The 7883-nt window shown below is 40.9% G+C and carries 10 protein-coding genes and 1 pseudogene; 5 read left to right on the top strand and 6 right to left on the bottom strand.

Translation table 11 applies throughout. The features are described 5' to 3' along the window. Positions 1-352: pseudogene (locus ACLFKQ_RS23270) on the top strand (IS701 family transposase); the annotation flags it as partial. A 12-nt stretch (positions 353-364) separates the two neighbouring features. On the opposite strand, the gene ACLFKQ_RS23265 reads toward ACLFKQ_RS23270, so the two are convergent. Then, positions 365-523 (bottom strand): hypothetical protein, encoded by a 159-nt coding sequence (locus tag ACLFKQ_RS23265; RefSeq protein WP_449002090.1) that lies wholly within the window; start codon positions 521-523, stop codon positions 365-367. A gap of 775 nt (positions 524-1298) precedes the next feature. On the opposite strand from ACLFKQ_RS23265, the gene ACLFKQ_RS23260 reads away from it, so the two are divergent. Together ACLFKQ_RS23260 and ACLFKQ_RS23255 are read left to right on the top strand one after the other, a co-directional pair. Then, positions 1299-1616, top strand: coding sequence for a cupin domain-containing protein (locus tag ACLFKQ_RS23260; RefSeq protein WP_449002089.1), 318 nt, complete (start codon positions 1299-1301; stop codon positions 1614-1616). Positions 1617-1625: 9 nt separating this feature from the next. Next, positions 1626-3071: a bifunctional orotidine-5'-phosphate decarboxylase/orotate phosphoribosyltransferase gene (locus ACLFKQ_RS23255; protein WP_449002088.1), complete on the top strand. Its 1446-nt coding sequence runs from the start codon at positions 1626-1628 to the stop codon at positions 3069-3071. Here the strand turns inward: ACLFKQ_RS23255 and ACLFKQ_RS23250 are convergent. The 4 genes from ACLFKQ_RS23250 to ACLFKQ_RS23235 form a co-directional block, all read right to left on the bottom strand. Further along, positions 3018-3266, bottom strand: coding sequence for a hypothetical protein (locus ACLFKQ_RS23250; RefSeq protein WP_449002087.1), 249 nt, complete (start codon positions 3264-3266; stop codon positions 3018-3020). The genes ACLFKQ_RS23255 and ACLFKQ_RS23250 overlap by 54 nt on opposite strands. A 68-nt stretch (positions 3267-3334) precedes the next feature. Then, positions 3335-3841 carry a transposase gene (locus ACLFKQ_RS23245; RefSeq protein WP_449002086.1) on the bottom strand — a complete coding sequence of 169 codons (507 nt, stop codon included), beginning with the start codon at positions 3839-3841 and terminating at the stop codon, positions 3335-3337. After that, on the bottom strand, positions 3807-4166 hold the full coding sequence (locus tag ACLFKQ_RS23240) for a transposase (RefSeq protein WP_449002085.1): 360 nt from the start codon (positions 4164-4166) through the stop codon (positions 3807-3809). The genes ACLFKQ_RS23245 and ACLFKQ_RS23240 overlap by 35 nt, the downstream gene beginning before the upstream one ends. A 42-nt stretch (positions 4167-4208) precedes the next feature. Next, entirely contained in the window at positions 4209-4337 is a 129-nt protein-coding gene (locus ACLFKQ_RS23235) for a hypothetical protein (protein WP_449002084.1), read from the bottom strand. Positions 4338-4426: 89 nt separating this feature from the next. Here ACLFKQ_RS23235 and ACLFKQ_RS23230 point away from each other — a divergent pair, with 89 nt between their 5' ends. Both ACLFKQ_RS23230 and ACLFKQ_RS23225 read left to right on the top strand, forming a co-directional pair. Beyond that, on the top strand, positions 4427-4555 hold the full coding sequence (locus ACLFKQ_RS23230) for a hypothetical protein (protein ID WP_449002083.1): 129 nt from the start codon (positions 4427-4429) through the stop codon (positions 4553-4555). A gap of 410 nt (positions 4556-4965) precedes the next feature. Beyond that, entirely contained in the window at positions 4966-6189 is a 1224-nt protein-coding gene (locus ACLFKQ_RS23225) for an NAD(P)/FAD-dependent oxidoreductase (RefSeq protein ID WP_449002082.1), read from the top strand. Positions 6190-6251: 62 nt separating this feature from the next. Here the strand turns inward: ACLFKQ_RS23225 and ACLFKQ_RS23220 are convergent, their stop codons facing one another. After that, positions 6252-7562 carry a YcjF family protein gene (locus ACLFKQ_RS23220; RefSeq protein ID WP_449002081.1) on the bottom strand — a complete coding sequence of 437 codons (1311 nt, stop codon included), beginning with the start codon at positions 7560-7562 and terminating at the stop codon, positions 6252-6254. Positions 7563-7883 lie beyond the last annotated feature (321 nt).

Genomic DNA, 7883 nt, shown 5'->3' with positions numbered 1-7883 from the left:
TTTCACTAAATTCGAACAAATTGAAAGGTGGTGGGAAATTATTTTCTCAGCTTACTGGATGATTAGCTCTCAAACAAAAGTGCTTTGTAGTCTCAATTATTCAGCAACTCACTCGAATTTTTCTGATGGTAAAGATGAGTTTGAGGCAAATTTTACTCGTCATCAACAGTGGTCTAATCAAGGTGGATGGAAAACTACTTTAAATAACCTTCGTTTAATTATTCAACCAATTACTTTACTCTGGTTAATTGTTCCCTGGTTAGACATTTTTCCCAATCGTCAGTTATTGTTGGGTTTTCATCAACTAATTGCCTTGATGAATCAATTTTCACCATACTTTCTCAGTGGATAAACTACGTTTCTACTATTTTTTATTTTCGGAGAGTGACAGAAGAGGGATAGTAGTGTCTAAGTCGGGAAGCTGCGAACCGATAATGGCTAGTCCTAACGGTAAAGGTTCGGCAGTTCCTAGTATTAGGGATGTTCCTGCAAAAGCGATCGCTGCATGAGTTATAGACATCATCGGCGGTAAAAAAGTGAGGTTGCTTTCTACCAGGATGGCTTTTGGTAGGGCGATCGTCAGTTATTTAGCTTACTAGCGGCTTACATAATCAGATAGATCCATACATAGATAATTAATTATAGATGTAGGCTTTTACTTCCGAAATCCCGTAAGCAAGTTGATACTTAATTTTTCTGTTTGGTGTTGAGGTTTGCGAATCTTATGAATACGAAATTCATCAAAAAATATTCAATGTGGTTACTTAGCTTCTTTTGTCTAAGTGTATTTCTCAACTCAAGAGTCGCTCAGGGAAAAGAACAAGTAAAAAGTAATGACACATCTCGTCCTGTTATTATCAATGAAATTTTCCAAGCACAGAAGCGGAATCCAATCCGTCAAAGACCCGATCGAAGCAATACACCTGATACTTCTCTAAGCCAACTTGAACCAAGCAGTAACTTAAGAAGAGAAATCACGTCAGAGGGAACAGTTAGAATTATATTATCCTGACGGCCGAATTAAAGAACTGTATGATAAGGGCGGCTATAAAATTATTTATCCAGATGGCACCGAGCAAATCGTCCAGTTCCATCAAGTGCCGTTGCTCATTCCTCCCCTTCCCCCAGATCATAGTGAGCGTGAATGGTTAGATGGTCATGCAGGAAATCTTCTTTCAGTAATGAAACTAATGCTTGAAAGCCAATCGATTAGTAAATACAAGGGAAAGGGGAACAGGTCAAAGGATTTATTTTGACTTTGGAAAAATACTCACCAAAATTAATGTTGACACAACACTATGGCAAATATTTTCGCTCTACCGAAGCACTTACCACCAGAAGAACTATTTCAGTCTTTATTTAGCACCGAAAGCATCTCAATCGAAAGGATTGTCTCTACAGGACAGCGTACCCCCCCAGGAGAATGGTATGACCAAGAGCGAGACGAATGGGTGATTTTACTTCGGGGAACGGCGGAATTGAGAGCTCGAGACAATCGGATCGAGCTAAACCAAGGTGATTATCTGTATATTCCCGCTCATCAAAAACATCGCGTTGAGTATACTAGTTCCGATCCTGCCTGTATCTGGCTAGCTATCCATTTTAAGTCTGAGTAGTAAACCGAGATGAATTTTGTCAATAAGCTCAATAGCGCGATCGCAACTAACAATAGTTTACTAGTTGTAGGACTAGATCCCAATCCCGAAATGATGCCTAGTGAGGATACAAAAGTTAGAGAAGACTTAATCGCTAGCTTAGAAGCATGGTTAAAATGGGTAATTCGCGAGACGAGCGATCGCGTCTGTGCCTACAAACCTACTCTCGGCTTCTATCAGGCGCTAGGCATCGAAGGAGCGATTTTACTAGAGCGCGTCTTAGCAGCCATCCCTGCCGAAATACCAATAATTTTAGATGCCAAACATGGAGATATTAACACCAGTACGGTATTTGCCAGTACCATCTTCAAACAGTGGCAAGTAGATGCCGTTACTCTCACTCCTTTTGCAGGACAAGATCATGCCGCACCTTTTTTAGTTTATTCAGATCGGGCTGTATTCATCCTCTGTCATACTTCAAATCCAGGAGCAGAAGCTCTACAAGAATATCCCACCATCGACGAGCTTTTTTATCTTCAGGTAGTCAAAGAAGCGCGCAATTGGGCTACTCCTCAACAGTTGGGTTTAGAAGTAGGTACGACTAACCCCAATACCCTCGCTAAAATTCGCGCGATCGCCTCAGAAAGATTAATTTTAATTAGAAGTGTTTGGAGTGCTAAAGATAATTTGACCGCCATTCTCAATGCAGGTTTAAATTCCAATGGCGAGGGTTTACTGATTCCCATTCCCCAAGATTTTCTATCACGGAAAGATCTGGGTCAAAAATTATTGGACTTAAATTTAGAAATCAACCAGATTAGAAATACATTTACCTTACAAGGAGGTAGTTGCGAACTCTGGACACCTAATGTTTGTCTGTTGAACCAACATCCCTATCAAGATTTAGTTTTACAGCTATACGATATTGGCTGTCTTTTATTTGGCGAATACGTCCAGGCTTCGGGAGCAACTTTTTCTTATTATATCGACCTGAGAAAAATTATTTCCAATCCGCCCATATTCAATCAAGTATTAACAGCTTATGCCGATATTTTGAAAAACCTCAACTTCGATCGCATTGCAGGTATTCCCTACGGTGCTTTACCAACTGCAACTGGTTTGGCTTTAAACTTACATCGCCCGATGATTTTTCCCCGCAAAGAACTCAAAGCGCACGGTACTCGTCGTTTAATTGAAGGTGAGTTTTATCCGGGTGAAACAGTAGTAGTAGTAGATGATATTACAATTAGCGGCAAAAGCGCCATGGAAGGAGCCGAAAAGCTTAAGTCTGCGGGTTTAATTGTAAAAGATATCGTCGTTTTTATCGATCATGAAGGGGGAGTTAAAGCTAAATTAGCACAAAACGGTTATCGCGCTCACTCCGTCTTAGGAATCTCAGAAATAAATAATATTCTCTATGAATCAGGGCGCATTAATTCCGAACAATTTGGGGCGATCGACCACAATACCAACTGAAAGCTTACATATGACTGGGAAGGTTATTCGCTGAAAAAGGCAATCGGGAGATCGGCTAGAGAAATAGTCGTATTCTAAAACCAAATCGATAGTGGCATCTAGTAAGGGATGACCAGGACAGATAAAAGCAGCCAATGGCTTACCAGAAACGCTAATTAGCTGTTTATCAAAACAAATTCGTTCGTAGCGAGTCATTATTGGCTCCCTGGTACCAATTTGACGACCGCGATTGCCAATTGAAGCAGGAAATTGCTAATCTGAACCTATCCCACTAATATAATTTTGGTAATCCATAGATGAATCATCCCTAAAGCTAGAAAACCGTCAAACATAAGAGGTAGACGCTCCCAACGTACAACTAAACGTCTATATTTTCTTTGATACCAAGCAAAACATCTTTCCTGTTGAAATCGCGGTGTATCGTTCTTAATTGGTCTTCCACGATGTTTTTTAGATTTATAGACTCGTTTGGGAAATTGAGGTCTGATACCTCTTTTTCTTAATTGCGATCGCTTTTCATGGCTATCATAACCTTTGTCGGCAGCTAATACTGACAATCTTTTTCTGGGACGACCTGGTTTACCTGTCTGAATTTTGATGCTATCAAGCAGAGGTAAGACTTGTTCTCTTTCACTGCCATTGGCTGCGGTGGTTTGATTAGCTAATGGCATCCCGTTTCCTTCGCTGATGGTAGGAATTAAAATTCCCTTTCCCTTGTACCCATAAGCAACTGCTTTACCGCCACCTTTTCCAGGGGGAAAAAGAGCCATCAATTGACCCGTAATTCCAATTAATCATGCCTCGGTTTTGTGCTATACCTAATATTCTGCTTGGAAGTAGTTGCAGTGTTCCATCCTCCTGCCATCGTTTTAACCATCGGTGTGCCGAACTTTTCGATGCCCATTGTTTTCCTTGAGGTACATCACACCATCGGCATCCGGTAATCAAAATATACAGTAGAGTATTTAGCCTGGCTGCCTGACACAAGTGCCTCAAAACCTTACACTCTATAGAATTTGCTTTTTTCTCTAAAAAGACATTTTCTAAGAAAGCGATCGCTTGAAAGCGTTGATTTATTGTACTGGAAAAATTCAATTATCACGAAAAATATGAGTTTGACATAGATGTGTCAGGCAGTCAGGTATTTAGCACATTACGAAATGGTGTGTGTGGCATTCCTCGCGATCGTTTTGCTTCGTTTTTAGGAAAAATATCTTGAAACAATTTCCACTCCAAATCATTTAATCCTTCAAACTTTCCTGGCATATTCTAGTTTCAATCTAACATCCTAATTATTTTATCTAGATATTAGTGGGATAGATTCATGGTCCCCTAGTGAGCTCTCTTCTGCCGGGATGAAGGCTTTGCCCTGCCGTTACGTCACCGGACTAATTCTCAGTCCGAACAAGACGCTACAAGGAATTTATGCCCAGCTAGTGCCAGAAGAAGGGAAACAATTCAGTCGGCGAGTTATGCCTGCTTGACATTAACGATCGCTTTAATCAGTTTAGAAACGATCGCCGTTGACAATTCAGAACAGGACAGTCTTTGTTATTTAAGGGTGATGATTTCTCCCAAACTGACGTAGCAATAGCCATTCCCAAACTATAGTTAGCCTGACACACGATGCCTTGTTCTACTTTTGAAATCCTTAAACTCAAAAAAAGAAGAAAGAAATTGCTAAAATTAAACCATCAATTTCGCGATCGCCTTTCACCGTGATACCGAAAACATTAACCAAAGTATTCAGATATTCCCTGATAGCCTTCTTGTTACTCTACATACTCAGAGGCATTGGTTGGCTAACATTTTTGCCAGGGGGTATTATCCTAATATTTTTATTAATCAGTCTAATCTCTGGTTTGACCTGGGGAATTTTAAAAACTAGAAGATATTGAACCTAATTGTTATTGGTGGTGGTGCGGCTGGTTTTTTTGGAGCAATCGCCGCAGCCGAAAATAATCCCAAACTTAAAGTAACTCTAATTGAAGCAGGGCAGAAACCCCTGGCAAAAGTTCGCATATCTGGCGGTGGTAGATGCAATGTTACTCATCACTGTTTCGATCCCGCTCGTTTGGTAGAAAATTATCCCAGAGGTGGTAAAGCCTTACGGGGTGCATTTACTCGCTTTCAACCTCAAGATACGGTTAGGTGGTTTGAGTCTCGGGGTGTCAAGTTAAAAACCGAAGCAGACGGTAGAATGTTTCCCGTTACCGATAACTCGGAAACTATTATTAGTTGTCTGATGCAAGCCGCAGCAAGAGCAGGAGTTATTTTACGTACTGGTGTATGGGTTAAGTCGGTAATTAAAACCGACGAGGGAAAATTTCAAGTTAAATTGAAAAATGGAGAAGTATTATACTGCGATCGCCTGTTAATCGCTACGGGAAGTAACCCCTTAGGACATCGTTGGGCAAAAAATTTCGGTCATAAAATCGAGTCACCAGTACCCTCTTTGTTTACTTTTAATCTTAAAGACACTCGTTTGCAAGGTTTGGCAGGAGTTAGCATTCCCAATGCACGGGTTAGATTGGGAGCTGGTAAAAACAAGTTAGAACAAACCGGTGCATTATTAATTACTCACTGGGGTCTTAGCGGTCCTGCTATTCTTAAGTTATCTGCTTGGAGTGCCAGAAATTTGTTCGAGCTTAAATACGCCGCCAATTTAGAAATTAATTGGTTACCCAAATATAATCTAGAGACTTTAAAGAATTATTTATTACAACTAAAAACTGAACATCCCAAGCAAAAAATACTAAGCAATTGTCCCTTAAAATTACCTAAAAGACTATGGCAGAGCTTAGTGACTCATGCCGCCATTCCCCAAGAAAAAGTCTGGACAGAATTGAGCAAAAAAGAACTAAATAAATTAGCTACTGAATTAATACAGGGTCAATATCAGATAATAGGTAAAGGCGTATTTAAAGATGAGTTCGTTACTTGTGGTGGGGTAAGTCTCAAAGAAATTAATTTTAAAACCATGGAAAGTAAAATATGTCCCGCGCTTTATTTTGCAGGTGAAGTTTTAGATATCGATGGTGTAACTGGGGGGTTTAATTTTCAGAGTGCTTGGACTATTTCTTGGTTAGTAGGAAAAGCGATCGCCAGTGATGAATGAGTAGTTAATTATTTAGACGAATGGTTCTGTTTAAATCTCAACTGCGATCGCAATAGTTCGAACTAACTTTCCATTCCCTTAAATCTTTTTTGTGCCAATTTAAACGCTTCTTTCATTACCGACTGAATCTTTTGGGGATCGGGTTTTTTACCACCCATAAGATCGCCAAAATAAACGCAAGCACCTTCGCCTAAAGCCCAGGTATAAGCCGCCGCCCAAGAAGCGGCGATAACGCTACCAAAACCAGGAATGAATTTAATTAACTCTCTGCCAATTGCCTGGGCAAAAAAGCCACCGGCGATTGCACTGGCGACACCCCCTGCTTGAGAAGGAGTGAGAGTTTGACCGTATAATCTGCCTAGTAAACCCACTAAAGAAGCCTGTAAAGCGGTAAGTACGGGCATAGTTGCAAAAGGAAGAGGTACGGCAGCTAGAGTGGCGGCGATGGTGGAGAAAGCAACTAGGTAGCGTCGGGCTGCGTTGCGATAGATATTGCCCAGTTCGTCTTCGGTCCGTTCGTCTAATAGTCGATAGATGGCGCGAGATTCGGCTTCGGGAAGTAGTTCCGCTAGAGCATCTCGGAGAGCTTCTAAGCCATAGAATACAGGGTGATATTCATCTTCTTCTAGGGTAAAGTCGATTAACACCGCGCGATCGCATAAGTCTTGGAAATTATCTTCGATTGCACTAAAGGCTCGCCCTACTTCTTCGTATTCTGGAGGATAGCTCGGATGGTCGATCCGAGCTTCAGGATAGACCTCATGCAGGCAAGTTACTGCCAGTAAACAGGGAATTTGAGGATATTTCTGTTTTAAATGTACTGCGGTCTGTTTCAACGTATCGGTAGCAAAGTCGTTAATTTTAACGGTTAAAATTAAGATTCTGGCGCAACGACTTTCCCGTTCTAATTCTCGCTCCAACTCCTCAATAATCGTTTGAGTATTTTGTTTGATATCTCCCAACCCTACTGTATCGGTAAATATTAGTAGCGGTAACTCCTCAGTAGGATAGGCATATCTTTGAGTATGCTGGGTGTGGGGACGAAAACCCTGTCCGACAATTTCTGCAGAAACCCCCGTCAATCCCCGTACGATCGAGCTTTTACCGGCTTGGGGTTTACCAATTAATAATGCTTCGGTTGTAGGTAACTCGGTTCTAACCGTTGCCAAAATTTCGGCAATTTTAGAGTCACTGACGCTAAACCAACTAGCCGCAGTTTTTCCCAAGCGATCTATGGGGAGCGAATTTTTTAGCCGTTCTGTAGTTCCCTGCCAAATTTCTGCGGCACGGCTTTTCCAGTTGTCGGTCGAACTCGAATTACTAGATTCTCGTGGATCGCGATCGGATAAATCTTGGCGATCGGGTTCGTTCATTGTTCTAAAAATACCGCTAAATTTTCAGGTTAAAATTATCAAAAAGTTTGATGGGCGACATCTAGCTAGAGTTGTTAATTGGCAATTGACAACTACTGATTCGAGGTTTTTAGGTCTTAGCTCGAACGAGTACACACGGGTTGCTGTAGCTATTTAAAATTGGACTAATATATTAGTTTCTGACTCATTGACCCCATTTATCCTTAGCTTTATTTTAATTATTTGTATTTAGTCAGCTTGGGCATAGATCAAGCCAAAGAAATCTTACTTATATCCCTCTTATGTCACTCTCCGAGTAGTAAAATAAAGGACTAGAAAAAC

The sequence above is a fragment of the Myxosarcina sp. GI1(2024) genome (assembly GCF_053543375.1).
This window is presented reverse-complemented; position numbering and strand designations above follow the sequence as displayed.

Bases quoted from the DNA above. Each gene is read 5' to 3' on its own strand.
- ACLFKQ_RS23230 (WP_449002083.1), top strand. From the start codon at position 4,427: ATGAAGGCTTTGCCCTGCCGTTACGTCACCGGACTAATTCTCAGTCCG.
- ACLFKQ_RS23235 (WP_449002084.1), bottom strand. From the start codon at position 4,337: ATGCCAGGAAAGTTTGAAGGATTAAATGATTTGGAGTGGAAATTGTTT.
- ACLFKQ_RS23245 (WP_449002086.1), bottom strand. From the start codon at position 3,841: ATGGCTCTTTTTCCCCCTGGAAAAGGTGGCGGTAAAGCAGTTGCTTAT.
- ACLFKQ_RS23260 (WP_449002089.1), top strand. From the start codon at position 1,299: ATGGCAAATATTTTCGCTCTACCGAAGCACTTACCACCAGAAGAACTA.
- ACLFKQ_RS23250 (WP_449002087.1), bottom strand. From the start codon at position 3,266: ATGACTCGCTACGAACGAATTTGTTTTGATAAACAGCTAATTAGCGTT.
- ACLFKQ_RS23255 (WP_449002088.1), top strand. From the start codon at position 1,626: ATGAATTTTGTCAATAAGCTCAATAGCGCGATCGCAACTAACAATAGT.
- ACLFKQ_RS23265 (WP_449002090.1), bottom strand. From the start codon at position 523: ATGATGTCTATAACTCATGCAGCGATCGCTTTTGCAGGAACATCCCTA.
- ACLFKQ_RS23220 (WP_449002081.1), bottom strand. From the start codon at position 7,562: ATGAACGAACCCGATCGCCAAGATTTATCCGATCGCGATCCACGAGAA.